We start from the raw sequence: 25,463 nt of genomic DNA, 5'->3' as shown, positions 1-25,463 counted from the left end.
CCCGCAAGGGGGGAGATCAGCAGATGGCGACCACTCGGCGGTCATTACCGGTTCGCCGGTGGCAACTCTATCTGGCGCAGAAGGATACCCCCATCGTCAACATCGAGCCGGCGGGCAATCTCGTTCAGTTGTAGCGGGTGGGCGCGTCTAGCCGATCTCCCCTTTGTGGGGGGAGATCCCCGGCGGGGCAGAGGGGGGTAAGCCTCACGCCCCCACACACCGACCGTTCACTTCGCCGAAGCCAGCCGGCGATCGAGGGCATCAAGCACGCGCCGTGTCAGCGCCGGATAATCCTCGTCGAAGTGGTGGCCGCCGTCGATGCCGATGACGTCGACGCCGGTGCCCTTCAGTTGCGGGCAGGCATCGTCCTCTTCGTCGGTGCCGTAGATGCATTGCACCAGCGCCGGATCGATGCGCTTGATATCGTCGAGCGGATCACCACCCTTGCCGTCGCCCGAAGCTCCTAGCCAACCCAGCACAGAGACCTTGTAATCGACCATGTGCGAGAGGGCCATCAAGGTCACCTGACGAACATGGGCCTTTTCGCCGGCCGGCAGCAGGTTGAAGGTTCGCGGCAGCACGTCGGCACCGAAGGAATAGCCGATGAGGAGCACGTTTCGCACGTTCCAGTGCTTGCGGTAGTAGCTCATCACCTTGGCAAGGTCGTCCGCCGTCGCCTGCGGATCGCGCTCGGACCAGAAGTAATGCAAGGAATCGAAACCGACGACCGGTACACCCTGCTGCTGCAGCACGTCGCCGACTTCCTTGTCGATATCGCGCCAACCACCGTCGCCCGAATAGATCACCGCCATCGTGTCACGGGTCGGCTTTGCGTCGAGGATGGTCAGGGGCAAGCCGAACGGATTGCCGGCGTCGCGCTCGCTGTCGATGATATCGGTGAGGTGATCGGACAGCGTCGTATAGGCGTCGTCGTCACTGTCCTCCTGCTCGACGTCCGGATGCTTGGCGATCAATGCCGCCACATGGGCGCGCCCGTCGGCCGATGCCGCGGGTGAAAAGACGACGGAAACCGGATCCGGCAATGCCCCGTCGGTCAGGCCGTAGACCATGCGGTCGCCCTTCTTCACCTTTTCGGCCGGGGTGCAGAGTTGCTTTTCAAGCGCGATCCCCTCTTCCGGATCAATCGCAAGTGTTTGGCCGATGGTGGCAGGCGGTGTCTGGGCAGCGATGGCGAGTGCCAGCGCACCACCGGCACCGACGCCTGCGACGACGGGCAATTGGTAAGCGTCGGTGCCGACGGCACGCTGCACCTGCTGGCTCAGCGATTCGATGTCGGAGACCATGTAGATGCAGTCGCCATCATCCTTGGCGAGTGAAGCGAGATAGGCCTTGAGGTCGATGCCGACAACGACTGTCTTGTCATCGGTGAGCGTGTCGGCGATCGCCTGTTCCTTGTCCGTCCAGCCGGCGGCGTCCGACAGCAGCACAACAAGTGCGGCCGCCTTTTCCTTCGGCAGCATGATGCGCGGCGACGGGATCATCCCGGTATCGTAGCTCTTCGGCGCGTCTTCCGCGAGAGCGGGGAACATCGATGCGGAGAGCAGCAGCGCCGCCGAAGTCAGGCATTTCCAGGCGTTCGCGACAGGGATCATTTCTTCACCACTCCCTTGAGACCGCCGCCGATCAGGAATGTCGCATCCATCAGGGCGAGGATCGGATTGATGCCGCCACTGGCGACAAGATAGCGCGGTTGCCACTGCGGATGAAACTTCGACTTGAAGGCGCGCAAGCCCTTGAAGTTGTAGAAACGTTCGCCGTGTTCGAAGAAGGTGCGCCCGGCCCGGTCCCAGACCGGCGCGATCTGGCGCGTGGACATGCCCGACAGGGGCGCCATGCCAAGGTTGAAGGTACGGTACCCCTCGGCCTTCAGATACTCCATCACCTGGGCGAAGAGAAAATCCATCGCGCCCTTCGGCGCATCCGGCGAAAAGCGCATGAGGTCAACGGTCCCCTCCTCCTTGGTCGCCGTCACCAGAATATTGGCAAATGCGACCGTACGCCCACCACAGGTGAGGATCGCCACCGGCTGCTCGCGAAGATACTCGGGATCGAAGGCACCGAGCGAGAAGCCTTTCTCCTTGGCATTGTGATGCGCGAGCCAGGCATCGGAGACCGCGGTCAGGTCAGGCATGACGTCCGGAACGTTTTCGGGCGCTACGACACGGAACTCGAGCCCGTCGCGCTGGGCGCGGCTCACCTGCTGGCGCAGGTTCGCCCATTTGCCCCCCTTCAGCTCGAAGCGGGCGAGATCGACGCGCGCGAGTTCGCCGAGCCGGAAGGCGCGCAGCCCGGCATCGGCATAGTATGCAAGCCCCAGGGGCGAGACCTGGTAGAAAACCGCCCGGCAGCCGGCCGCGCGCGCCTTTTCGATGAAGTGCCAGATCAGCTCCGGCCAGGCATCGATCGGGCCGACGGGATCGAAAAGCGCGATCCAGGAACGAGCACGCTGGCCATACATGATGAAGGCTCGGCCGTCGGCGGAAAACAACAGGCTCTTGTCGCCCATGCGCACCAGATTGGCATCGGACATGTCCTGCGCCTCGACGATCGAGAGCGCCCGCTCCATCGCGTCGTCGGAGGCAGGCTCGGCGGCTCCGGTTGCCGGGCGCATCAGGCTCCAGATCGCAAGCATGCTCGCGCCGATCGTTACGCCGAGAAGCGCGCGCAGGCCGCGGGGGGCTTCGGCGGAGAATTCGAACTGCCACCAGAGCTCATGGCTGTATTCGACATCGCGATAGACGAAGAGCAGCACGACCAGCGCGCCCAGGCAGATGACCCCGAGCGCCGTCAGCCACGGCACCGTCAGCGCCTGCCCGAACAGCGAGGCCGGCCGCACGAACAGGCGGCGGCTGACGATGAGCCCCACCAGGAAGAAGGCCAGCATGCCCGCTTCCACCACGGCGATCGCCTTGATCAGCGACAGCAGCAGCGCGGCGATCCCGATCACGATCGAGGCCCACCAGGCGCCGTCAAGCCTCAGCGCCAGTCCGCGCGAGACGACCACCAGGGCAAGGCCGAGCAGGCTGGCGAGGAAGTGTGCGCCCTCGACGATCGGCAAGGGCAGCAGTCCTTCGAGGAATGCCAGGTTCTCGTCGGGCGTCGGGGTCACGCTGGAAAGAACCAGCATGATCGCCAGCACGATGCCGAGCGTTGCCAAAAGCAGCGGCGTCATGCGGCCGCCGATGCGCCGCACGCTGGAGGCAACCGGATGACCGGACAACTGGCGGAGTTCGATGCCGATGACGACGGCGATCGCGATCACGAGCGGCAGAACGTGATAGATCACGCGGTAGAGCACCAGCGCGCCAAGAATGGTGTCGACATCGGCATTGTGGCCGAGCGTCGCGATGATGATCGTCTCGAAGACGCCAAGACCGGCCGGCACATGGCTCAAGACGCCAACGCCGACGGCCAGCGAATAGACCGCAAGGAGGGCCGGCCAGCCGATCGTGCCGGCGGGTAGAAGAACATAGAGAACGGTCGCCGAGGCGGCGAGATCGAGCGCCGTCACCAGGAACTGGCGCGAAACGGTGCGCGAATCCGGGAGCCGAAGCGTCAGACGCCCGATGCTGACCTCGCGCCCGTCACGGGCAAGAAAGAACACTGTGAACAGACCGCCGAGGATCACGGCCGCGATTACGCGCAATACCAGAGGATCCATCCCGGTCATCGGCGCCACATACTCGCCGACGGCAAGCAGGCTGAGGCAAGTCACCGCCAGCAGCCCGAGCCCGAAGGCGAGCGTCACGAAGGCGATGATGCGGGCGATGTTCTCAGGCTCGATGCCGAGGCGCGAATAGGAGCGGTAGCGGATGGCGCCGCCACTGAGCGCCCCGAACCCCGCAGTATTGCCGACCGCATAGGCCGAGGCCGCCGTCAGCGCCACATCGGCATAGGGCAGCTTTCGCTTGACGTAATCAAGCGCGCTGACGTCATAGAAGGTGAGCGCGAGGAAACTCAATGCGGTGAAGAACACCGCCGCCGCGACGGAGATCCAACTGGTATCCGCCAATGCCTGGACGACCTCGTCGTACTGGACTTCGGACGTCAGGTGAAAGATCGCAAAGCCGAAAAGTGCGATTACGAAGAGCGTACCGGCAGCCGATAGATAACGGCGATTGCGACGCAGGAAGGAGAACCAGCCTCCCTCCGCCTGTTGCTCGTCGTCGGTTGCACGTTCCGGTAGGGAGGATGTCATGAAGCGCCCATGTCGATAATGAGGACATCAGCGCTTTAGCTTACCCGATACGGATCAAAAAGTGAAATATCGGTAATAAATTATACCCTTATAAAACAATCCCTTAGGCAAACAGCTGCTGCCGGTTGAGCTGCGCCCACTGCAGGAGCATGATCGTCTTGGCATCGCAGATCTCTCCGGTCGCGATCATTGCGACGGCTTCGTCGAAGGGGATTTCCAGCACTTCGATGTCCTCGCCCTCATGCGCAAGCCCGCCGCCGTCGCCGCGTTTCTCGGTGGCGTCGATGTGGCCGGCAAAGAAGCTCGTGCGTTCGGTCAGCGCCCCCGGACTCATATAGACATCGAAGAGGTGGATGACGTCCTGGACGTGGTAGCCGGTCTCCTCCAGCGCCTCGCGGCAGATCGCCTCTTCCGGAGTGTCGCCGTCGAGGAGCCCGGCGGCCGCCTCGATCAGATAGGCCGGGTCGCCCTGGAGCAGAACGGGAACGCGAAGCTGCCGCACCAGGATGACGCTCTGGCGCCTGGCATCGACGAGCAGGATGGTCGCCGCATTGCCATGGTCGTGGATCTCCCGCTTCAGCGTCACGGTCGCGCCATCGGACATCTGCTGTTCGAACGTCACCTCTTCCAGGTGCGCAAAGCCCTTCCACAGCGTGCGGCGGCCGACGATCCTGACGCGTGGGTCATGCTGGGTGCTCATGCAACTTCCTTCTCCGGCGAGTGCAATCCCGCCCTTTCAGCCATCAGTGGATATGTTCCGCTGCCGTGCGATCTTCCCGCTCCATCTGCAGCGTCGTGTGGTGCAGGTCGAACGTCGCGCGCAACTGCTCCTCGATTGCACGGCGCACGGTCTCGGCATCGGCACCGTCGGCAAGTACCGCATGGGCGGTCAGCGACGGCTGGCTCTGGGTGATCGCCCAGAGGTGCAGGTCATGCACGGAGGCAACACCGGGAACGGCGGCAATCGTCGCGTGGACATCGGCGAGGCGCATGCCCGGCGGCACGCCTTCGAGCAGGATGTTGACGCACTCCTTCAGCAGCACCCAGGTGCGCGGAAAGACCATGAAGCCGATGCCGACAGCGAGCAGCGAATCCACCCACTGCCAGCCGGTCAGCCAGATGACCACCGCGCCGACGATGACGGCGAGCGAGCCCAGCATGTCCGACCAGACTTCGAGATAGGCGCCGTTGACGTTGAGGCTTTCGTCCTTGTGGCTGGTGAGCAGCCGCATCGAGGCGAGATTGACGAGAAGGCCGATGACGGCAATCACCAGCATGCCGCCGGACTGGATCTCCTGCGGCTCGGACAGCCGCTTCCAGGCCTCATAGAGAATGTAGAAGGCGACAGCGAGCAGGAGCAGCGCGTTGAAGGCGGCAGCCAGGATCTCGAAGCGGGCGTAGCCATAGGTGCGCAAGAGGTCTGACGGGCGACGGCCGACATGGATCGCGACGAGCGCGATCGCAAGGGCCGCCGTGTCGGTCAGCATGTGCATGGCGTCGGATATCAGCGCCAGGCTGCCGGTCAGGATGCCGCCGACGACTTCGGCCAGCATGAAGCCGCCGGTCAGGCCAAGCGAGGCCCAGAGCCTCGAAAGCGGCGTGCTCGTGACATCTGCATGGTGGTGGTCGCCGCTCATGGGAGGTTCCGTCTGCCGTTCTACAACCTGACTTAGCGCGCCAACCTTACCCAGACCCTGTTGTCGTGAAAGGCGGCACCACCATAGGGCGCCACCGCATCGGCGCCGGTGAGCACGTTGATGCCCTCCCCGTCGAGATGCGCGCCATTCGGCCACAGGCCCTCGGCGATGACGACGCCGCGACGGGCGCCGCCACCGATCTTCGCATGCAGACGCACCTCGCCGCGGACGTTGCCGAGTTGGACGACATCGCCATCGGCAATGCCGAGTTCTGCAGCATCTTCCGCATGAACCATCACTTCCGGGCGCACTTCCTTCTGGATCGAGGACGGCGTCTCGGCAAAGGTCGAATTCAGGAAGGATCGAGCCGGAGAGGTCGCCAGCCGGAACGGGTGCTCGGCGTCGGCAACCTCGATGAGGTCGACATGATCAGGAAACTCCGGCAGCGCCTGGTGCGGCCCCTGAATGCCCATCGACTTCGGCGGCCGGTTCGGCGCCGGCGTCCCCGTCCAATCCGCCTTGAAGCGGAACTTGCCGTCCGGGTGGCCAAAGCCGTTGAGATAGTGCGCCTCCTCGAAGGCGGGCTGACAGTCGAGCCACTTCTCCCGTTTCATCTCTTCGTAGCCGATGCCGTAGTTGGCGAGCAGCCGATCAATGTGCTCACGCTCGGTCAGGCCGAAGCCGGCATGATCGGCAACGCCAAGGCGCTTGGCCAGTTCCTCGATGACGAACAGATTGGTGCGCACGGTCGAGGGTGGTTCTACCACCTTAGGGCCGATCAGGATGTGCTGATGGCCGCCGCCGCGATAGAGATCGTCATGCTCCAGGAACATGGTGGCCGGCAGCACGATATCGGCAACAGCAGCCGTATCGGTCATGAACTGCTCGTGCACGGCAACAAAGAGGTCGTCGCGCAGGAAGCCGCGCTTCACCAGCCGCTGCTCCGGCGCGACGTTCACGGGATTGGTGTTCTGGATCAGCATCGCCGTCACCGGACCGCGGTGGCGCAGCGCCTCGGCGTCGCCGGTCAGCACTCGGCCGATCTGCGACTGGTCAAGCATGCGCACATCCGGATCGTGAAAGGCCGAGCCGATCAACTCGCGCTTGTCGAGCTTGAAGATATCGTTGTTGGAGTGGAAGGCACCGCCGCCTTCGTGTTTCCAGGAGCCGAGCACGGTCGCCACGGATGCCGCCGCGTGGATGGCGACGGCACCGTTGCGCTGGCGCGTGAAACCGTAGCCGAGCCGGAAATAGGTCCGCGGCGTCGCGCCGACCAATTTTGCAAAGGCCTCGATTTCCTCGGCCGAAAGGCCGGTGATCGCCGACGCCCACTCCGGCCCGCGCGACTTCAGATGCGCTTCAAGGCCGGCCGGATCGTCGGCGAATTTCGCCAAGTAGGCCCGGTCGGCGTAGCCGTCGCGAAACGCGATGTGCATCACGGCGCAGGCAAGTGCTGCGTCGGTGCCCGGCTTCAGCACCAGGCCCATGTCCGCTTGCTTGACCGTCGGATTGTCGTAGATGTCGATGACGACGATCTTCGCGCCGCGATCCTTGCGGGCTTTCACCGCATGGGTCATCACGTTGACCTGGGTCGCAACCGCATTCGTGCCCCAGATCACCACGCAATCGGCCTTGGCCATTTCGCGCGGGTCGGGGCCGCGCAAGGCGCCGGTCGCCATGCTCAAACCGGTCCAGGCCATGTTGGTGCAGATCGAGCCGAAAAAGCCGGAATAGCGCTTGGCGTGACGCAGCCGGTCGATCGAGTCGCGCTGCACCTGACCCATGGTGCCCGCATAGAAGTATGGCCACACGGTCTCGGCGCCATATTTCTGCTCGGCGCGAATGAACTGATCGGCGATCTCATCGAGCGCGGCCTCCCAGCTCACTTCCTGCCAGCCGCCCTCGCCCTTGGCGCCCTTGCGGCGCTTCGGCACCATCAGACGGTCGGGATGATAGATGCGCTCGGAATACCGCGCCACCTTGGCGCAGATCACGCCGGCGGTGTAGGTATTGGCGGCTGCACCGCGTACACGGCCGATCCGCCCTTCGGCGGTCAGGTCGACTTCCAGGGCGCAGGCCGAGGGACAGTCGTGCGGACAGACCGAGTGGCCGATGGTTTTTTCTGCTTTGATGGGGGTCGCAACGTTCATGGCTTTTCTATATGGCATCGGCATTTCGGCTCAAAGAGCCAATCGCCCACCCATCGCAACTATTGATCACAGCCATCGGCGGCGCTCATGAACTATCGGCACATCTATCACGCAGGCAATTTTGCCGACGTCCTGAAGCACGCAGTGCTGGCGCGGCTCGTCACCTATCTCCAGCAGAAGGAGAAGGCGTTCCGCGTTCTCGATACCCATGCGGGCATCGGGCTCTACGATCTCTCCAGCGAGGAAGCGCAGAAGACCGGCGAATGGCGCGACGGCGTCGGCCGGCTGCTCGAGGGCGAACTGCCACCGGAGATCGCGGCGATCCTCGCCCCCTACCTGTCCTCCATCCGCGCGCTGAACCCCGGCTCCGAGCTGACGCTCTACCCTGGCTCGCCGAAGCTCGCGCGCATGCTCTTCCGACCCCAGGACCGGCTTTCGGCGATGGAGCTGCATCCGGACGACTACGAAACGCTGCACCGGCTGTTCGACGCCGATTTCCAGAGCCGCGTCACCGAGCTCGACGGCTGGCTGGCGCTGGGCGCGCACCTGCCGCCGAAGGAAAAGCGCGGATTGATTCTCGTCGACCCACCCTTCGAAAAGGAGGGCGAATACGAACGGCTGGTGGATGGCCTTGCGCGCGGCTACCGCCGCTTTACCGGCGGCGTCTATTGCCTGTGGTATCCCTTAAAGCAGGGCGCGCCGATCAAAGCGTTTCATGAGGCGCTGAAGGCGCTGGACATCCCGAAGATGCTCTGCGCCGAACTGTCCGTCAGAAGCGACCGGGAAACCACAGGGCTTTCCGGTTCCGGCCTCATCATCGTAAACCCGCCCTTCACGCTGAAGAGCGAGCTCGACCTGCTGCTGCCGTTCCTGAAAAGCCGGTTGGGGCAGGATCGTTTCGCGTCCAGCCGCTGCTTCTGGCTGCGCGGGGAAGAACAGACAACCCGAGGGGCTTGACGGACGGGCGCGACGCACCGCAATCTCATGCGACGACATAGGGAGACGCCCATGACTCGCACGCTCGCCGCCACGCTTCTCATTTCGCTTTCCCTCGCCGGCGCTACGGCGCCGGGCGCCATTGCCGCCGACTACATCGGCAGCAGCCAGGCGCAATCCTACAACGCCGGGGTCTGCAGTGAATCCTCGGTTCTCGGCTTCATCACATCCCGTTTCGAGTATCGGGATGCAAACTACCTGCACGCCAATCTCTCGATCGCCGAGATCCGCGACATGGGGCAGAATCGGCAGGAGTTCCGCGACGAGACGCATCTCGTCGAGCGTGAATATTGCTACGGAACCGCTGTGATGACCAACGGCGAACAGCGTGCGCTCTATTACCTCATCGAACGCCCGTGGGGCTTTGCCGGCGTCGGCAGAAGCATCGAGTTCTGCGTCGGCGGCCTCGATCCCTGGTATGTCTACGGCGCCTATTGCGCTTCGCTCCGTTAATCATGAGATCATTCCGGAAAACGCGCCGGCTTCTGCCGGCGCTTTTCGTTGCAGCAGCCCTCGTTGGCTGCAGCGATCAGAACACTGAAAAGGCGCCGACGGCGACGGGAACGCAAGCCACGAAGGCGGCCGTTACGGTGCCGGTCGGCAGCGGCTTCGATTTCTATGTGCTCTCGCTTTCCTGGTCGCCGACCTGGTGCGGCGACAATGACCCCAAGGGAAAATCCAGCCAGTGCGAAGTCGGCGGCAATCGCGGCCTGATCGTGCATGGCCTGTGGCCGCAGAACGAACGGGGCTATCCGGACTTCTGCCCGACACGCCAGTCCGATCGCGTGCCGTCGTCGCTCGGCAAGCAATATCTCGACCTCATTCCATCGATGGGCCTGATCGGCCACCAATGGCGCAAGCACGGGACCTGCTCCGGCCTCAGTCAGGAGGAATACTTCGCCGTCACGCGCGCGGCGTGGGACCGGCTGACGCTGCCATCGGAGCTCGCACCTCCCCCGCAGGAAAAGGGCCTGCGCGTCGCCGCCATCGAAGATGCGCTCGTTGCCAAGAATCCCGGCATGACGAAGGACGCGGTCGCCGTGACCTGCGAGGGTAGTCGGCTCGAGGAAATCCGGATCTGCTTCGACAAGTCGCTCAATTTCCGCGCCTGCCCGGCGGTCGATCGCCAGGCCTGCCGAAAGGAAAGCGTGTCGCTGCCCCCCGCGCTTTGACCAGCCGCAGAAGGCGCCTTTTAGAAACCCATCTCGCAATCCCTGGAAGGAAAGACGCCCGATGAAGATATTGTACTCGCCCGCCTCGCCCTATTCGAACAAGGTGCGCATGGCGGCGCATTATGCGGGCTATGCGGCCGAAAGTGTCTTGACCGACACCAATGCCAATCCGCCGGAGCTGATCGACAACAATCCGCTCGGCAAGATCCCGACGCTGATTCTCGACGACGGACGGGCGCTCTACGACAGCCGTACGATCATGCATTTCATCGACCGGGAGACCAAGGGCAAGCTCTATCCCAGGAACGCCGAAAAGCGCACCGACGTCGAGTTGCTGGAAGCGCTATGCGACGGCGTCTGTGACAGCCTGCTGTCGATCGTCTACGAGAAACGCTCCCATCCGCCGGAAAAGGTGCACCAGCCCTGGATCGACCGGCAATGGGAAAAGGTCGAGCGCAGCCTCGACCATCTGAATGCCAACCTGCCGAAGACCGGGGCCAAGCTCAATGCAGGCCATTTCGCACTCGCGGCGATGCTGCGCTACATCGAGTTGCGGTTTGCCGGCGAATGGCAGAAGGGGCGTGCCAAGCTGAAGAACTGGCCGGCGAAGTTCGAAAAGCACTTCCCGGATTACCCCAAGTTCATGGCCTAACGTGCAGACACAAAAAAGGCCGGGTCTCCCCGGCCTTTTCTTTGATCCGGCAGAAGCCGATCAGAACTTCACGCCCATACCGACTTTAACAGCGTGCTCGTCGTAGCCGGACGAGACCTTGGTGCTGCCCATACGGAAGTCCTTCGAACCGTAGTCCGTGTAACGGTACTCGACGCGTGCGGTGATGTTGTCCGTGACGAAGGTTTCAGCACCGACGCCTGCGGTCCAGCCGACCATGGTGTTCTTGTCGGAAGCGCCGCCGACGGTGCCCTTGGTCTGGCCGACGGCAAGACCTGCGGTACCGTAGACGAGGACCGGGTTCAGATCGACACCGACGCGGCCACGGAGCGAGCCGTTGACGCCCTGCTTCATGCGCAGGTTGCCCTTGGTCGAATCCTGGCCGGAGTAACCGATATCGGCTTCGCCGCCGTATACCATCTGGCCGTCCTGAACGTTGTAGCCACCATAGAGGCCGCCGCCGAAGCCGGCTGCGGTGTTGCTGCCGGTCGCATCGTGCTGGCCATGCTTCCAATCGGCGGTACCGCCGACATAGGCGCCCGACCAGTTCTTGACTGCCGGCTCGCTGTATTCGGCCTGCGGAGCTGCCGGAACTTCGTCGATCGCGTCTGCAGCCTGGGCGGCCTGGAAGGCGATGAGGGACACAGCCGAAGCCATGAGGGTGGTGGTGAGCGTACGCATAAACATTCTCCTTTTCGTCCCGATGCGCCGAGGGCTTGGGGTCCCACAGTGAAACATCAGGCAACTCTTAATTTAACCCGCCCGGTTGAGCTGAAATTGGCCAGCAAATGCGGATTCACAAGAGCCAAAATGTGAAATTTTGGTGGCACAAACGCGCCCGAAATTTGATGTTGCTTTGGCGCCACAGGAGATTTGTTAACCATAAATCAAGATTAACGAAAGCTATACTATAAGTACGCAAAATAATACAATTTACGCCAATTCCATTAATTTTTGGGCAAGGAATCGTCAGGGAGTGTTTCAGCCCCGCGTTTCTTCCCTATATCTTCGTCCGCGGACGCGAAGATTCGAAAAAGCGGGATGAAACGTTGAAGAAAGCACTGAAGGCGGCTCTCGTAACCGGGGGCGCCAAGAGGATCGGTAAAGCTATAGTGGAGGACCTGGCCGCCCACGGCTTTGCGGTCGCCATTCATGCCGATGCCTCGTTTGACGAAGCGCGGGCCCTGGCCGAAACCCTGAAGAAGACGGGAACGAATGCCGTCGCGATTCGAGCCGACCTTACGGATACGGGCGCGACATCGACACTGATCGAGCGCGCGACAGCAGCACTCGGCCCGATCGATCTGCTCGTCAACAATGCGTCGCTGTTCAAGAAGGATAGCCTCGATGCCTTCGACGAAGGGGTCTGGGACCAGCATTTCGCGCTGCATGTGAAAGCCCCTTCCCTGTTGGCGCGCGATTTCGCCGCGCAACTGCCGGCCAACGCCAGCGGGCTCATCATCAATGTGATCGACCAGCGCGTCTGGGCTCCCAATCCGCGCTTTTATTCCTATATGTTGTCCAAGTCGGCGCTTTGGACGGCCACCCGGACGATGGCGCAGGCACTCGCCCCGCGCATCCGCGTCAACGGCATCGGCCCCGGGCCGACGCTGCCGAACGAACGGCAGGACCCGAAGGATTTTGAGGCGCAGGTCGATGCGCTGATCTTGAAGCGCGGGCCGACGCTCGACGAATTCGGACGGACGATCCGCTTCCTGTTCGACACGCCGTCGATTACCGGACAGATGATTGCGCTGGACGGGGGCCAGCACCTCGCCTGGGAAACGCCCGACATCAGGGAGATAGTGGAATGAATGGACGCGTGCCGGCCGACGGCGGCATCCTTTATGATGGCAGCGAAGCGGAAGACGACGACGACGACGACCTGATCGAAGTGTCTGACGTGAGCGGCGTTGCGCCCGTCGTCGAGTGGCACGAGAATCACTCGGAGACCGAGGGACTGAAGGGCGCGGAGCTGATCCAGGCCTTCGTCAAGCTGCTGCCGAATGGCCCCGGCGTCTATCGCATGTTCAACGAGGCCGGCGACGTTCTCTATGTCGGCAAGGCGCGCAGCCTGAAGAAGCGCGTCAGCAATTATGCCCAGGGGCGCGGTCATTCCAACCGCATCGCCCGCATGGTGCGCGAGACCGCGAACATGGAGTTCGTGACGACGCGCACCGAGATCGAGGCGCTGCTGCTCGAAGCGAACCTGATCAAGCGCCTGAGGCCCCGCTTCAACGTGCTTTTGCGCGACGACAAGTCGTTTCCCTATATTCTGGTGACCGGCGACAGCCGTGCGCCGGCACTCTACAAGCATCGCGGCGCACGCAGCCGCAAGGGCGACTTTTTCGGTCCCTTCGCGTCCGCCGGCGCGGTCGGCCGCACGATCAATTCGTTGCAGCGCGCCTTTTTGCTTCGGACCTGCACCGACAGCGTCTTCGAGACGCGCACGCGCCCCTGCCTGCTCTACCAGATCAAGCGCTGTTCGGCGCCCTGCACCGGCGAAATCAGCGATCAGGGCTATGCGGAACTCGTTCAGGAGGCCAAGGACTTCCTCTCGGGCAAGAGCCAAGCGGTGAAGGCGACGATCGCTGCCGCCATGGGCGAGGCAGCCGAGAACCTCGACTTCGAAAGGGCAGCGCTTTACCGCGACCGCCTCGCCGCACTCAGCCACGTCCAGAGCCACCAGGGCATCAACCCCTCTGGCGTCGAGGAAGCCGACGTCTTTGCGATCCACCACGAGGGTGGCATCTCCTGCATCCAGGTGTTCTTCTTCCGCACCGGGCAGAACTGGGGCAACCGCGCCTATTTCCCGAAGGCCGACCCGTCGCTGCCGACGGCCGAGGTGCTCTCGCAATTCCTCGCACAGTTCTACGACGACAAGCCCTGTCCGCGGCAGATCCTGCTTTGCGAAGCGGTGGAAGAGCAGGAACTGCTCGGCCAGGCGCTCAGCGAAAAATCCGGATACAAGGTCGCGATCCAGGTGCCGCAGCGCGGCGAAAAGAAGGATCTCGTCGATCACGCGCTCGCCAATGCGCGCGAGGCGCACGGCCGCAAGTTGGCAGAAACGGCCTCGCAGTCGCGCCTGCTCGAAGGCTTCTCGGAAACCTTCAAGCTGGAGCGCACGCCGCGCCGCATCGAGATCTACGACAACTCGCACATCATGGGCACCAATGCCGTCGGCGGCATGGTGGTGGCGGGGCCGGAAGGCTTCGTCAAAGGCCAGTACCGCAAGTTCAACATCAAATCGACCGACATCACCCCGGGCGACGACTTCGGTATGATGCGCGAAGTGATGACGCGGCGGTTCTCGCGGCTGCTGAAGGAAGAGGGCAAACCGGACCGGAGCGTGGAGGTCGGTGACGATGCCGCTTTCCCCGCCTGGCCCGACGTCATTCTCATCGACGGCGGTCAGGGACAGATGACCGCGGTGCGCGCCATCCTCAAGGAGCTCGATGTCGAGGACTGCGTGACGGCGATCGGCGTCGCCAAGGGCGTCGATCGCGACGCCGGCCGCGAACGCTTCTTCGCGCTCGGTCGCGACAGCTTCACGCTGCCGCCGCGCGATCCGGTGCTCTATTTCATCCAGCGGCTGCGCGACGAGGCGCACCGTTTCGCGATCGGCTCGCATCGGGCTCGCCGCAAAAAGGAGATGGTCAAGAACCCGCTCGACGAGATCGCCGGCATCGGGCCGACGCGCAAGCGCGCGCTGCTCACGCATTTCGGCACCGCCAAAGCCGTCTCGCGCGCCGGCATCAACGACCTGATGGCCGTCGCCGGGATTTCCGAAACGGTGGCGCGGCTGGTCTACGAACATTTCCACGACGATGCCGGGAAATGAAAACCTGATGTCACAATTCACCCGGCGTTCACATGCGATAGGGCAAATATGACAGTTGACGACGATGACCTGTTGACCTCCGGCCAGCAAAGTCATTTCTGTACCTGACGAACCAGAGAACACGAATCCATGCCCACGCCCGTCGCCTACAGCATCCCGAACCTGCTCACCTATTTCCGCATCCTGATCGTGCCGCTGATCGTCCTTTGCTTCTTCGTCGAAGGACGGCTGCACAGTTCGGACTTCGCGCGCTGGACGGCAGTGGCGCTTTTTGCCGTTGCCTCAATCACCGATTTCTTCGACGGCTATCTCGCACGCATCTGGAAGCAGACATCGAACATCGGCAAGATGCTCGATCCGATCGCCGACAAGCTGCTGGTCGCCTCCATCCTGCTGCTGGTCGCCGCCGACGGCACGATCGCCGGCTGGTCGATCTGGGCTGCGATCATCATTCTGTGCCGTGAAATCCTGGTCTCGGGCCTGCGCGAATATCTGGCGGCGCTGAAGGTCAGCGTTCCCGTTACCCGCATCGCCAAGTGGAAGACGACGATCCAGATGGTCGCCATCGCCTTCCTGCTTGCCGGCCCGGCCGGCGACAAGATTTTGCCCTATACGACGGAAGCCGGTATCGTGCTCCTGTGGATTGCCGCCGCGATCACGCTCTATTCGGGCTACGATTACTTCCGCGCCGGCCTCAAGCACGTGGTCAACGAATGAGCACCGTCAACCTTGTCTATTTCTCATGGGTGCGCGAGCGTATCGGCAAGGGCGAGGAAACCCTCGACCTTCCCGCCGGTGTCGTCACCATTGCCGATCTGCTTCAGCACCTGAAGACGCTCGGCGAGGAATACGAGGCGGCGCTCGAACATGAAAACGTCATCCGCGCGGCCATCAACCAGGAACATGTCGACCACAAGGAGCCGATCGCCGGCGCCCGGGAGATCGCCCTGTTTCCGCCGATGACGGGTGGCTGAGGCCATGCGCGCGCCGGTGACCGTGCGCGTCCAGCGCGAGGATTTCGACCTCAATAGCGAGGTCGCAAAGCTTTCGGCCGGGCGTGCCGACATCGGCGCCATCGTCACTTTTTCCGGGCTTTGCCGCGACGAGGCAGGCACGCTTGCCGCCCTCGAACTGGAACACTACCCCGGCATGGCCGAGGCGGAGATCGAACGCATCTGCCAGGAGGCGATCGAGCGCTTCTCGCTCCAGGCGGCCACCGCCATCCACCGCTACGGCAAGATCCTTCCCGGCGAGAACATCGTGCTTGTCGTTGCCGCCTCGCGGCACCGGCAGGCCGCCTTCGACGGCGCCAACTTCATCATGGATTTCCTGAAGACATCGGCTCCCTTCTGGAAGAAGGAACATTTGGGCGACGGCACGACCGGCGGCTGGGTCAGCGCCAAGGATGCCGACGACACCGCACGGGACCGCTGGTCGAAGTAGCCGCCGTTCCTTGAGGTCAGGGAATGACCTTCTCCTTGCGCGTCACCGCCAGCACGATCACCAGAAATCCGAAGATCGCAAAGTCGCGCCAGAGGATCGGCCCATAGGCGCTCCATAGTGTTTCGAGCAGGCCGACCGCGGCAGCGCCGAGGGCTGCATAGAGCGGTGAGGCCTGGCCGCCGATCGCGGCGATGAACAGTACCTTGACGCCGAAAGTAAGCCCTGTGCCGAAATCCATGTTGCCGTAGTAGGACGCGGCGAGGATGCCGCAAAAGGCGGCAATCAGGGACGCCGCGCCATACGCGACGACGTAGACAGTGGCCGCGTCGACCCCGCAAAGCGCTGCAGCCCCCCGGTCCTCGGAGACGGCCCGCCAAAACCGCCCCGCCCGCGAATGGGTCAGGAACCAGTGCCCGGCCGCCACCAACGCCGCCATCAGCGCGGTATTGCCGAGTTGGATGACGGTCAACGTGACCGGGAAACGCGGATCATCCCAGAAGACGATGTTGGCATTGAGGAACGGCGGCAGCCACAGGCTGCGGGTCTCCGAGGCAAGCCGTGCCGTTTCCATCAGCACCAGCAGGCAGCCGAGCGAGGCGACGACGACGGTGTTGGCCGACGAGAAGGCCAACGGCCGCATGACATAACGCCCGGCGACGAGCCCGGCACCAACACTGAAAGTCAGGGCAGCCGCCGCACCGAGACCAAGGGCGGCCGGAAGCACCAGCCACAGTCGGTCCCAGCCGAAAGCAGCAAATAGCACAAAGATCTGGCCCGAGAAGGCAAAGAGCGCACCATAGGTGAGATCGGCCCGGCGGGTCACGGCAAAGGCGATCGCGTAGCCAAAGGCCAACGCCGCGTAGAGCGCTGCGACGGGAACGGCATTGGCGAGCTGCTGCAGAAAATAGAGCATGGCGCATCCGGAGCGTGACAAGATCAATATAACTGGTAAAATCAATTTTACCAGTTAGGATTTTTGCATGACCTTCACCTGGACAGCCCATCGATTTGCCGGCGGCGCCCTGGCACTGGATGTCGCCAATTCCATCGTCCTGCGTTTCGATCCCGAACGCCGGATCGACCGCTTCGCCGATGTCGTCGCACTCCATTCCTTTGCGGAAGCGGCCAACCGCTATAGCGCGGAGAGTGTACGCTTCGGCGCGCTTGCGCCTGTCGCCGCGGAGAACCGTGACCGGCTCTTGCAGTTGCGCGAAGCGACCGACCGGCATTTTCGCGCGGAGATCTCGGACACGGGCCGGCCGGAACTGTTGGCGGATCTGCTGGAAGCCATCGCCAGCGTCTTGCGCGGCTCGATGCACCAGGGCGGCCTGCTTTCGCTCGACACCGCAACGGCGCAATCGGCTCTCACGCTTGCCGCCAACCCCGAGCCCGATCGGCTGAAGATCTGCCCGAATTGCGGCTGGCTGTTTCTCGACCGCAGCCGCAACCGCAGCCGCACCTGGTGCGACATGGCCGTCTGCGGCAACCGCACCAAAGCCAAGCGCCACTATCACCGCAACAGGGAAGAGGCAGGCCCATGACAAGGACATTCGGGATCTTGGCCACACTTGCCATCGCACTCGCCACAGTGGCATGTCAGCGCGAGAGCGGCCCGGATCCGCTGAAGCTGACGGGCAAGATGTTCGTCTTCAACTACCGCCTCGCCTATGCGACCTACATGGTCACGCTGACGAAGGCCGAGGCGGTGCCCGACGGCAGCATCGTGGTGGCGCACTTCGAAAATCCGGCCGGCGGCGACGCGCTGACACTGGAGCGCAAGCTCTTTCCGAAGTTGGAGAAGGTGGTGCTGGAAAGCCCCGATGTCACCTGCGTGAAGAAGGATCGCCCCTATACGGTGTCGATCGAGGTGAAAGGCCCCGAAGGCCAGTCATTGCAGAAGCTCGAGACCACCGTCGTCTCCGATATCGATCAGGATATCATGCCGGCCAAACCGCTGGTCGAGGGCCCGGCCTACGACAAGAACCCGGCGGTCTTCAGCGGCGGCAAGGCACCAGCCCATTTCGAAACCGCGAAGTGCCCCGTCTGAGAGACCGGGCAACAAAAAACCGGAGCGTTTCCGCTCCGGCTCAAATCCTGAGTCAATTCAAGCCGCTATGGCTCGAACCGAAGATTTTGAATCAGCCAACGATCTCGGTGCCCGAGAACCAGTAGGCGATTTCTTCAGCAGCGGTTTCCGGAGCATCCGAACCGTGAACCGAGTTTTCGCCGATCGAGAGAGCGTGAACCTTGCGGATCGTGCCTTCGTCAGCGTTTGCCGGGTTGGTGGCGCCCATGACTTCGCGGTTCTTGGCGATTGCGTTTTCGCCTTCGAGAACCTGAACGATGGTCGGGCCGGAGGACATGAACTCGACCAGTTCGCCGAAGAACGGACGCTCCTTGTGAACGGCGTAGAAGCCTTCGGCTTCGCGACGGCTCATCCAGACGCGCTTGGAAGCGACGACGCGCAGGCCGGCATCTTCGAGCATCTTGGTGATGGCGCCGGTCAGGTTGCGCTTGGTCGCGTCCGGCTTGATCATCGAGAAGGTACGTTCAATAGCCATTGGCTCAAATCCCTTGTTTCTTGAGAAGTGGCGGTTCATTAGCCGCCAATTCCGCGCAAAACAAGGGGGTTCACCGATGATTCGGCTTAGGCCAGGCGGGTTTCACGCAGCCGTCACACTGCGCCCGAGCCCGCCATGCAGATCGAGGCAGCGCTCAAACCAGGCGGTGACGGGATCACCCGGCTGAAGCAGGCGCTGCGGCGAGACGATGCGCGCCCATTGAAACGCGCCGAAGACGATGTAGTCGGCGAAAAGCGGCGTTGCACCACCCAGAAAATCCTGAATCTTCAGCAAATGGCGCAAAGGCTCGAGCTTTTCCGAGAAGGTTGCGAGAGAGGATCCGCCACTTTCGGCCACGGCCTCGAGCGACGTGCCGAAGCGCTTTTCCCGGCTCTCGCGGAAATAGGCCTGATCGACGGGATCCAGCCTGTCGTGAATATCCCGGATAATGATGCGGGTGACGGCCGGGTGCAGCGTCGTCTGCGACCAACCCTCGACGAAGCGGGAGATCGCCATCGCCCCCTCGCCGGCAAAGAGCGCCGGACGGTCCGGATAGGTCCGTTCGAGATAAAGGGCGATCTCGAAGCTGTCCTTCACGAGCTTTTCTCCATCCCGCAGTAACGGCACCAGGTTCGTCGCCCCGTCCTCGACCGCTCGGATTTCGGTGAAACCGATCGGCACGGTGTCAAAGTCGAGCCCCTTGTGGGCCAGCGACATCGCGGTCTTCCACACATGCGGCGAGAAGGGACGCGCCCTGTCGGATCCACACAGCGAATAGAGCTTTCTAGTCATGCAAACTCTCCGGGACGATTGGCGTCCTCTTGAACGACATATCCGCCGCGTCATCAAATCAGTAAATTTCATGAATGATATCAGACACAGGAATGCGGTTCCGGGTTAGCGTCGCCATCCGCGACCGCAGCCATCAGGAAGGTAGCCGATGCTCGATCATTTTCGCATGTTCGCCGATTATAACCGCTGGGCGAACCGCCTCGTCTATGCTGCTGCTGCGGAGCTGACCGATGCCGAATTGCGGGAAAACCGCGGCGCCTTTTTCGGCTCACTGCTTTCAACCCTCAATCATATCCTTGTTGCCGACCGCATCTGGATGAAGCGCTTCACAGGCGAGGGCAATACCCCTGCTTCACTCGACACGACCCTGCACGAGGACCTCGCCGGGCTTACCGCCGCGCGGGCGGCCGAGGACGAACGCATCATCGCCTGGATCGACAACCTCAGCGATGAGCGCCTTGGCGCTTTGCTTAGCTACAGAACGCTCACCAATCCGGCGGCCGTCACGCAGAGGCTGGCGCCAACGCTCGGCCACTTCTTCAACCACCAGACCCACCATCGCGGTCAGGCGCACGCGACGCTCACCGCGCTCGGGCGCCCGTCCCTGATACTGGACCTGGCCCAGTTTCTGAGGACCCAAGGATCACAGTGGGCGTAACGGCGAGCGCAACGCCTCGAAGCCGAACAGCCGCAGTGGCCGGATCTCACGCCCGCGCCATGCGGTAAGCTTCTTCAAGAGCTGACGCTGGCCGAGCCATGCGACGAGGCCGAGCGCCACGCCGCCGACGATCGACAGCAGCGAAAAAGCCGCCGGCGGCAAGGCCGGCTGCATCGGCACCATCAGCAATTCCGGCACGAAGCGGTGCAGGATGTAGATGTGGAAACCCGCCGCCGACAGGGGCAGGATGAGCTGAGTCGACCAGCGCGGCAGACTGACGCGTGGAAGGTAAAGCAGCGCGGCCAAGACGGCGATCTGCAGCAGATATTTGATCTTCGTGCCGATCCAGACTCCTTCGTAGAGGCCGAAGAACAGGAAGGCCGCCGTGCCGGCCAGCATCAACAGCAGCCGCTGCCTGGCCGTTTCCGCAACGGCGGCGCACCAGCCAATGACGGCGAGATAGAAGATCCATGGCAGCGTGAAGATCTGGCGATTGCCGATCGGCCAGACGAGTGGCAGCGCCAGACGGGTAACAAGCGCGGCCAGAAGCAGGGCCATCCCGGCGGCGAAGGGTTTTGCCGACACGAAACGTCGAAACTGCGGGACGGCAAAAAGCCCGACGAAGACCACCATCATCTGGCAATAGGCCTCGATGAACCAGTAGAGATAGGGCACCATGCCGTGCGTTTCCGGCAGGGCCACGCCGAAGTTGCCGACGAGAAAGACCGAGGCCCAGGGCACCTCACCCCAGGCGACCGCATAGGCCGCAACGATCAGATAATAGGGGATCAGCACCTGCGCGAGCGGCCGCAGGATCGCCCAGCCGTCGCCTGCAAGCAGCGGTCCCATCTGAAAGCGCGCAAGGCTGAAGCCGGCGAGAACGACCATGGCCGCCGACCCGCCGGGGATCGGCCACAGGACCTCGTGGTGCAGGACGACCAGAAGAATGGCAAGCGCACGGATCAAGAGGTCCGTGCCGATCCGTCGCGTGGCAGTCTCGCGCCGTTCCTGGAGCGATAGCCCGGCGATCGGCAAGGTCTCCCAGGCATCCGGAACTTGCCCCAGCGCCTTTTCCAGCCCGATCGACAGCTGAACGAAGCGCAAGGAATCGCCACCGAGCGAGACAAAGCTGTCGGACCGCTTCACCCGCTTTGGATAGAAGACCTGGGCAAAGAGCCCTTCGATACCGCCGTTATCATTATCGCCACTGGCCGTCGCTTGGCGGGCTGCCATGTTCAGTGCGTTGTAATCGATCTTGCCGCTGGCAAGCCGCGGCATCTCGGCAAGGGGCGTCGCCTTCAGGTGGGCCAATGTCAGCCCGCTTGCCTGCGCCAAGAGCCGCCTGATCTCTTCGGCATCGCGGCTGCCGGCGTAAAAGGCGTGAAGGCCGGCATCGTCGCCGACAACGGCAGCGGTGATGCCGCGCGCCTCGAGCCCCGCTTCCAGCACATCGTGCGCGATCCTGAGCCCGGCGATCTTGGAGATCCGCTTCATGCGGCCGACGATCTGGAACAGGCCGTCGGCATGGCGCATGGCGAGGTCGCCGGTCCGCAATTCGGCAAGGTCGGCGCCGCGGCAGAGGTCATCCCGTGAAATGGCATAGCCCATCATGACGTTCGGGCCGCGATAGACGAGTTCGCCAGCCACGCCGTCGCTTTCGATCGGCACGCCGCTCTCGCTCACGATCAGAAGGCGTCCACCTGGAATGGCGACGCCGATCCTGTCCTCGTTGCCGGAAAGCTGAGCCGGCGGCACATAGGCGATGCGGGCGGTGGCCTCGGTCTGGCCGTACATGGCGAAGAAAGCCACACCCTGGGTGCCGAGATGGTCGTTGTAGAGTCGGATGACATCAGCGCTCAAGCGGCCACCGGCGACAGTCATGAAACGCAGCTTGGCGAAGCGACGGTCGCGGAAGCCCACTTTTTCCAGCAGCTCGTAGGAGTAGGGCACGCCCGAGAGGTTCGTGCTTCCGCTTTCCGCGAGACCATCGAGAAAAGCGGCATCGAGGATGGAGCCGCCGGGAATATAGAGGCTGGCGCCGACGGCCAGGTGAGAATTCAGCACCGACAGGCCGTAGGAATAATGGAGCGGCAGGATCAAGCAGCCGCGATCTTCCGCCGTCAGGCCGAGATAGTCCGCGATCGCCACAGCGTTGGCCGAAATGTTTTCCCGCGAGAGGCGCACGGCCTTGCCGCAACCGGTGCTGCCCGAAGTCGAGAGCATGACGGCCAGTTCGTCATGGGGCGTCCTGTCGCCCTGTCGCAGATGCTCCGTGCGCCAGCGGCCATCGATGCGACGGAAGCCGAAGTCTGGCTCGAAGGCATCGACCCAGGAGCCGGCAGCGCCGTTCTTCGGGGCTTGCATGGCGACGGCATGCCCGGCGGCGAGCGCTGCCAGATAGGCGACAATCGCATGCTCGCAAAGCTCGGCCTCGATCGTTACCAGCCCGCGCGGACCGCGAAAGGCAAGTGCCTGGCGGGTGACCCGCTCATGGAGTTCGCGATAGGTGACGATCCGTTGCCCGGAAAAGAGCAGCGCCGGCCGGTCGCCCCATATCGCCAGATCCGCAATGAACGAGAGGGACATGCTTGACCGTCGCTGTTTGCCCGGGCTCGATGCCCGATTTAGCAGCGCCGAATATAATTGGTGACTAAAGGCGTCAAGTATAAAGATGGCGACAGTTGACGACCGTCCATTCCCCCGCGACATGCGGTTGCGGTGGACGGAGGGCCGATGGAATTTAGCAACCATACCGGGCGGGAATCGCCCAGAGCTCGAAATCTTCAGACTCCCTTAAATGCGGCCTTCTCATAGTGGCGGCTTATCAATCCAGAGATCGAGAAGCGACCGGGGGCCACGACAGAATGAACAGGCAAGTTCCAGCGGATGCCAGCCGATCGCAGGCGAGGCAGGCGGCGATCATTCTGAAGGTGGCGCATGCGATGTCGGCGCACGGGATCGCGGCCCTGCCCCGCAATTACGAGCTTGTCTACGAGGCGCTATCCGGTCGCCTGCCGGAGCTTTCCCGCGAACTCGCCGCACTCGGGCACAACCCGCAGCAGGATGCGCTGGATGCCCTGGGTCTCAGGCATCACCTCATCTCCCATGCAGCACTTGCCGCGGACCGCGCGAGAGCCGCTGGCCAGGAAGCGCTTGTCGAGATTGCCGGAAAGCTCAGGCTCGCCTTGCTGCAGAAACAGAGCTTCAAGGATGAACTGGACCATTTCGCCGGCCGCCTGGCCACGGACCCCGTTGCAGGCATGTCCGAATTCGCCGACGACGCCGCGCGACTGCGGGAAGCGGCTGGCCGTTTGACGAATGAAGAAGGCGCTCTCCAGCAGGCGCTGGAAACCAGCATGAGACATCTCGCCGAACTCGAAGGCGAGCTTGCCGAAAGCCGGCGATCCCTGACCCGCGACCCGACCACGGGCCTGCCGAACCGCCTGGCGCTGACGGCAAAACTCGACTCGATCCTCGAAGCGGAACGGGCAGACCAGCCGGTTGCCCTGCTTCTTGCCTCGGTGGAAGGGCTGCGTGAAATGGCGGAGCACCACGGCGGTACGGTCGCCGCGAAGGCGCTTGCCAAGCTCTCGACGCTGTTTCGCAAGTCGATCAAGAAGGACGATTTCGTCGCCCGCGTAGGCCAGCAGGAGTTTGCCTTCGTGTGCCGGGATGTCAGCACCGAAAATGCCGAGGCCATTGCCCGGCGTCTGCGGCAGTCGGTGAAGGAACTGACGGTCACCCTCCCCGGACGGGCGCACACAGCCGAGACGCTTTCGCTTGCGGCCGGCATCACCCTTGCGCAACCGGCATCGACGAGCGCCGATCTGCTGACCCAGGCGGAGCAGGCCCTCGCCGGCGCACGCGATGGCGCCGGCATCCTGTGCTATTCGGCGGCCCTCGGCCGCGGCAGGGGCTACGGCCAGAGCGCCGCTTGACGCTTGCAAATCAGGCGGCGTCCGGGTGACGGCTTTCGTCGATTTCCGACGCCCTTTCACGCAGACAGCCCAGCAGCCGGAAGAGTTCGGTGCGTTCACAATCGTCGAGCGCTGAGAACAGCTCATCGATCGTGCGATGGCGCGGCTGCAATGCCGCCTCCAGCGCCAGCCGACCGCGGTCGGTGATCGAGATGATCTTCGCGCGACGGTCTTCCGGATCCGGTTCTCGCAGGACCATGCCGTCCCGCTCCAGGCCATCGATCGCTTCGGTGACGGTTCTGGCCGCAAAGCCGAGCGCCGAGGCGATATCCGCGCAGCGACAGGGGCCGAGCGTGTTCAGATAAAACAGGAATTTGCTGCGCGCGAGCGAAACGCCTTCCTCCGACATCGATGCGTTCACCAGGCGATGAACGCAGTGGTAGAGCTCGAAGAGCCGCTCGGCGACCTCGACTTTTTCTGTCATGGCAATGTACCTCATTTGGCAACGCCAAAACGAAACAACCCGGCCCCGCGTGGGCGGGACCGGGTTGTTCGGTCAACCGTCTGGCGTGACTTACTGCTTGTTTTGGTCGGCCTCGCCGAAAGCCCTGGCGCCGCCATTGGCGATCGCGCCGGTTGCCGTCGTGTCGACGGATTTGTCTTCAATGCCTGCATAGTAGTCGCCGCGGCTTGCGGTCGCGGACACGCCGGTGCCGGCGGAAGCCTCGGCGCGGCCGGTAAAGAGCGGCGTGGAGCTCACACCCTCGTAGTAGCTTCCGCCGGCGACAGCGGCGGACGCGCCGCCGAGCATGGCGGCCGCAACGAGGATTGCGGCAAAGGACTTCTTCATCGATCTGTTCCTTGGTGGAGATGTAAGGTCGGGGCTGAGCCCGCATAGGCGCTTGGGGTCGCCTCATAGGACCATCACGGTGATCCATCAAATCCCTTGAAATGGGGTGCGGGCCAAAACCCGCGCCCCCTCATTCATCGCCGTTAGCGCGAAATGCCCTGGTAGTATTCGCCTTCGCCGCCGATCACGCTCTTCGGCGCGACGCTGAAGTTTGCGACCGAGCCGGTGTTGGTGCGATCGACATAGCCGGCTTCGGAGCTGCCGATGGTGAAGGACGACTTGCCGGTGACGGCCGGCGTGCGCTCGGTATAGAGCGGCGTCGGGCTGACGCCTTCATAGTAGCTGCCGCCGGCAAAGGCAGCGGAAGCGCCACCGAGGATAGCGGTTGCAACGAGAGCGGCGGAAAGAGCGGTCTGGATTGCGGATTTCATGGTCTTCACTCCTGGGAGGCTCGTTCGGCTGAACGAGGTTTCATCAAAAATGTCCTTGGCCGGATCGGTCGTCCCTCGGAACGCGGGGCCACTGCCACTGGCGTTCGGTCGATCGAGGCGGTCAGA

Annotated in this window: 26 protein-coding genes; 13 read left to right on the top strand and 13 right to left on the bottom strand. The window is 63.1% G+C overall.

The window, feature by feature from the left end:
* Positions 1-227: 227 nt before the first annotated feature.
* The 5 genes from IB279_RS06330 to IB279_RS06310 form a co-directional block, all read right to left on the bottom strand.
* A complete protein-coding gene (locus tag IB279_RS06330; protein ID WP_246801884.1) occupies positions 228-1,550 on the bottom strand; it encodes a virulence factor family protein in 1,323 nt (440 codons plus the stop codon).
* A gap of 59 nt (positions 1,551-1,609) precedes the next feature.
* Entirely contained in the window at positions 1,610-4,219 is a 2,610-nt protein-coding gene (gene mprF / locus IB279_RS06325) for a bifunctional lysylphosphatidylglycerol flippase/synthetase MprF (protein ID WP_113188282.1), read from the bottom strand.
* Positions 4,220-4,322: 103 nt separating this feature from the next.
* Positions 4,323-4,919, bottom strand: coding sequence for an NUDIX domain-containing protein (locus IB279_RS06320; protein WP_060522145.1), 597 nt, complete (start codon positions 4,917-4,919; stop codon positions 4,323-4,325).
* Positions 4,920-4,962: 43 nt separating this feature from the next.
* The gene (locus IB279_RS06315) at positions 4,963-5,856 is read right to left on the bottom strand and encodes a cation diffusion facilitator family transporter (protein ID WP_113188281.1); all 894 of its coding nucleotides are present in this window, start codon (positions 5,854-5,856) and stop codon (positions 4,963-4,965) included.
* Positions 5,857-5,888: 32 nt separating this feature from the next.
* Positions 5,889-8,024, bottom strand: a complete 2,136-nt coding sequence (locus tag IB279_RS06310; protein ID WP_113188323.1) for a molybdopterin-dependent oxidoreductase — start codon at positions 8,022-8,024, stop codon at positions 5,889-5,891.
* 69 nt (positions 8,025-8,093) lie between these two features.
* Between IB279_RS06310 and IB279_RS06305 the strand changes: the two genes are divergently transcribed.
* The 4 genes from IB279_RS06305 to IB279_RS06290 all read left to right on the top strand — a co-directional run bounded on the left by IB279_RS06305 (position 8,094) and on the right by IB279_RS06290 (position 10,826).
* The gene (locus tag IB279_RS06305; protein ID WP_060604272.1) at positions 8,094-8,963 is read left to right on the top strand and encodes a 23S rRNA (adenine(2030)-N(6))-methyltransferase RlmJ; all 870 of its coding nucleotides are present in this window, start codon (positions 8,094-8,096) and stop codon (positions 8,961-8,963) included.
* A gap of 51 nt (positions 8,964-9,014) precedes the next feature.
* On the top strand, positions 9,015-9,455 hold the full coding sequence (locus tag IB279_RS06300; protein ID WP_034803848.1) for a hypothetical protein: 441 nt from the start codon (positions 9,015-9,017) through the stop codon (positions 9,453-9,455).
* 2 nt (positions 9,456-9,457) lie between these two features.
* Positions 9,458-10,174, top strand: coding sequence for a ribonuclease T(2) (locus tag IB279_RS06295; protein ID WP_112975711.1), 717 nt, complete (start codon positions 9,458-9,460; stop codon positions 10,172-10,174).
* A gap of 61 nt (positions 10,175-10,235) precedes the next feature.
* On the top strand, positions 10,236-10,826 hold the full coding sequence (locus IB279_RS06290) for a glutathione S-transferase (protein WP_113188280.1): 591 nt from the start codon (positions 10,236-10,238) through the stop codon (positions 10,824-10,826).
* A 60-nt stretch (positions 10,827-10,886) separates the two neighbouring features.
* Here the strand turns inward: IB279_RS06290 and IB279_RS06285 are convergent, their stop codons facing one another.
* Positions 10,887-11,525 carry an outer membrane protein gene (locus IB279_RS06285; RefSeq protein ID WP_060522140.1) on the bottom strand — a complete coding sequence of 213 codons (639 nt, stop codon included), beginning with the start codon at positions 11,523-11,525 and terminating at the stop codon, positions 10,887-10,889.
* A 368-nt stretch (positions 11,526-11,893) separates the two neighbouring features.
* On the opposite strand from IB279_RS06285, the gene IB279_RS06280 reads away from it, so the two are divergent.
* The 5 genes from IB279_RS06280 to IB279_RS06260 all read left to right on the top strand — a co-directional run bounded on the left by IB279_RS06280 (position 11,894) and on the right by IB279_RS06260 (position 16,128).
* Complete coding sequence (locus IB279_RS06280; protein WP_060522139.1) at positions 11,894-12,658, top strand: SDR family oxidoreductase; 765 nt, start codon at positions 11,894-11,896, stop codon at positions 12,656-12,658.
* The gene (uvrC, locus tag IB279_RS06275) at positions 12,655-14,685 is read left to right on the top strand and encodes an excinuclease ABC subunit UvrC (protein WP_113188279.1); all 2,031 of its coding nucleotides are present in this window, start codon (positions 12,655-12,657) and stop codon (positions 14,683-14,685) included. Before IB279_RS06280 ends, uvrC begins: the two co-directional genes overlap by 4 nt.
* Before the next feature lie 129 nt (positions 14,686-14,814).
* Positions 14,815-15,402: a CDP-diacylglycerol--glycerol-3-phosphate 3-phosphatidyltransferase gene (gene pgsA / locus IB279_RS06270; RefSeq protein WP_034803862.1), complete on the top strand. Its 588-nt coding sequence runs from the start codon at positions 14,815-14,817 to the stop codon at positions 15,400-15,402.
* Positions 15,399-15,659 carry a molybdopterin converting factor subunit 1 gene (gene moaD, locus IB279_RS06265; RefSeq protein WP_034803865.1) on the top strand — a complete coding sequence of 87 codons (261 nt, stop codon included), beginning with the start codon at positions 15,399-15,401 and terminating at the stop codon, positions 15,657-15,659. The genes pgsA and moaD overlap by 4 nt, the downstream gene beginning before the upstream one ends.
* Before the next feature lie 4 nt (positions 15,660-15,663).
* A complete protein-coding gene (locus tag IB279_RS06260) occupies positions 15,664-16,128 on the top strand; it encodes a molybdenum cofactor biosynthesis protein MoaE (protein ID WP_113188278.1) in 465 nt (154 codons plus the stop codon).
* A 16-nt stretch (positions 16,129-16,144) separates the two neighbouring features.
* Here IB279_RS06260 and IB279_RS06255 read toward each other — a convergent pair whose 3' ends face one another.
* A complete protein-coding gene (locus tag IB279_RS06255) occupies positions 16,145-17,041 on the bottom strand; it encodes a branched-chain amino acid ABC transporter permease (RefSeq protein WP_113188277.1) in 897 nt (298 codons plus the stop codon).
* A gap of 67 nt (positions 17,042-17,108) precedes the next feature.
* Between IB279_RS06255 and IB279_RS06250 the strand changes: the two genes are divergently transcribed.
* Both IB279_RS06250 and IB279_RS06245 read left to right on the top strand, forming a co-directional pair.
* Complete coding sequence (locus IB279_RS06250; protein ID WP_113188276.1) at positions 17,109-17,669, top strand: CGNR zinc finger domain-containing protein; 561 nt, start codon at positions 17,109-17,111, stop codon at positions 17,667-17,669.
* Positions 17,666-18,175 (top strand): hypothetical protein, encoded by a 510-nt coding sequence (locus IB279_RS06245; RefSeq protein WP_113188275.1) that lies wholly within the window; start codon positions 17,666-17,668, stop codon positions 18,173-18,175. The genes IB279_RS06250 and IB279_RS06245 overlap by 4 nt, the downstream gene beginning before the upstream one ends.
* Before the next feature lie 91 nt (positions 18,176-18,266).
* Here IB279_RS06245 and ndk read toward each other — a convergent pair whose 3' ends face one another.
* Both ndk and IB279_RS06235 read right to left on the bottom strand, forming a co-directional pair.
* Positions 18,267-18,689 carry a nucleoside-diphosphate kinase gene (gene ndk / locus IB279_RS06240; protein WP_034803877.1) on the bottom strand — a complete coding sequence of 141 codons (423 nt, stop codon included), beginning with the start codon at positions 18,687-18,689 and terminating at the stop codon, positions 18,267-18,269.
* Positions 18,690-18,791: 102 nt separating this feature from the next.
* Complete coding sequence (locus IB279_RS06235) at positions 18,792-19,481, bottom strand: glutathione S-transferase family protein (RefSeq protein WP_113188274.1); 690 nt, start codon at positions 19,479-19,481, stop codon at positions 18,792-18,794.
* 148 nt (positions 19,482-19,629) lie between these two features.
* Here IB279_RS06235 and IB279_RS06230 point away from each other — a divergent pair, with 148 nt between their 5' ends.
* Positions 19,630-20,139, top strand: a complete 510-nt coding sequence (locus tag IB279_RS06230; protein ID WP_060580918.1) for a DinB family protein — start codon at positions 19,630-19,632, stop codon at positions 20,137-20,139.
* On the opposite strand, the gene IB279_RS06225 is transcribed toward IB279_RS06230, so the two are convergent.
* Positions 20,125-22,725, bottom strand: coding sequence for an AMP-binding protein (locus IB279_RS06225; RefSeq protein WP_113188273.1), 2,601 nt, complete (start codon positions 22,723-22,725; stop codon positions 20,125-20,127). The two genes, IB279_RS06230 and IB279_RS06225, sit on opposite strands and share 15 nt — an antisense overlap.
* Positions 22,726-23,003: 278 nt before the next feature.
* Here IB279_RS06225 and IB279_RS06220 point away from each other — a divergent pair, with 278 nt between their 5' ends.
* Positions 23,004-24,077: a GGDEF domain-containing protein gene (locus tag IB279_RS06220; protein WP_060580920.1), complete on the top strand. Its 1,074-nt coding sequence runs from the start codon at positions 23,004-23,006 to the stop codon at positions 24,075-24,077.
* Between the two features lie 10 nt (positions 24,078-24,087).
* On the opposite strand, the gene IB279_RS06215 is transcribed toward IB279_RS06220, so the two are convergent.
* From IB279_RS06215 to IB279_RS06205, 3 genes are all read right to left on the bottom strand, one after another.
* Positions 24,088-24,540, bottom strand: coding sequence for a MarR family winged helix-turn-helix transcriptional regulator (locus IB279_RS06215; RefSeq protein ID WP_060580921.1), 453 nt, complete (start codon positions 24,538-24,540; stop codon positions 24,088-24,090).
* A gap of 90 nt (positions 24,541-24,630) precedes the next feature.
* Positions 24,631-24,906 carry a hypothetical protein gene (locus IB279_RS06210; RefSeq protein ID WP_060580922.1) on the bottom strand — a complete coding sequence of 92 codons (276 nt, stop codon included), beginning with the start codon at positions 24,904-24,906 and terminating at the stop codon, positions 24,631-24,633.
* Between the two features lie 143 nt (positions 24,907-25,049).
* On the bottom strand, positions 25,050-25,337 hold the full coding sequence (locus tag IB279_RS06205) for a hypothetical protein (protein ID WP_192339128.1): 288 nt from the start codon (positions 25,335-25,337) through the stop codon (positions 25,050-25,052).
* Positions 25,338-25,463 lie beyond the last annotated feature (126 nt).

Origin of the sequence: Ensifer sp. ENS06 (assembly GCF_014852205.1) — a bacterium.
Lineage (GTDB): Bacteria > Pseudomonadota > Alphaproteobacteria > Rhizobiales > Rhizobiaceae > Ensifer > Ensifer adhaerens.
The sequence above is the reverse complement of the archived record's forward strand: the minus strand, read 5'-3'. Positions and strand labels throughout refer to the sequence as shown.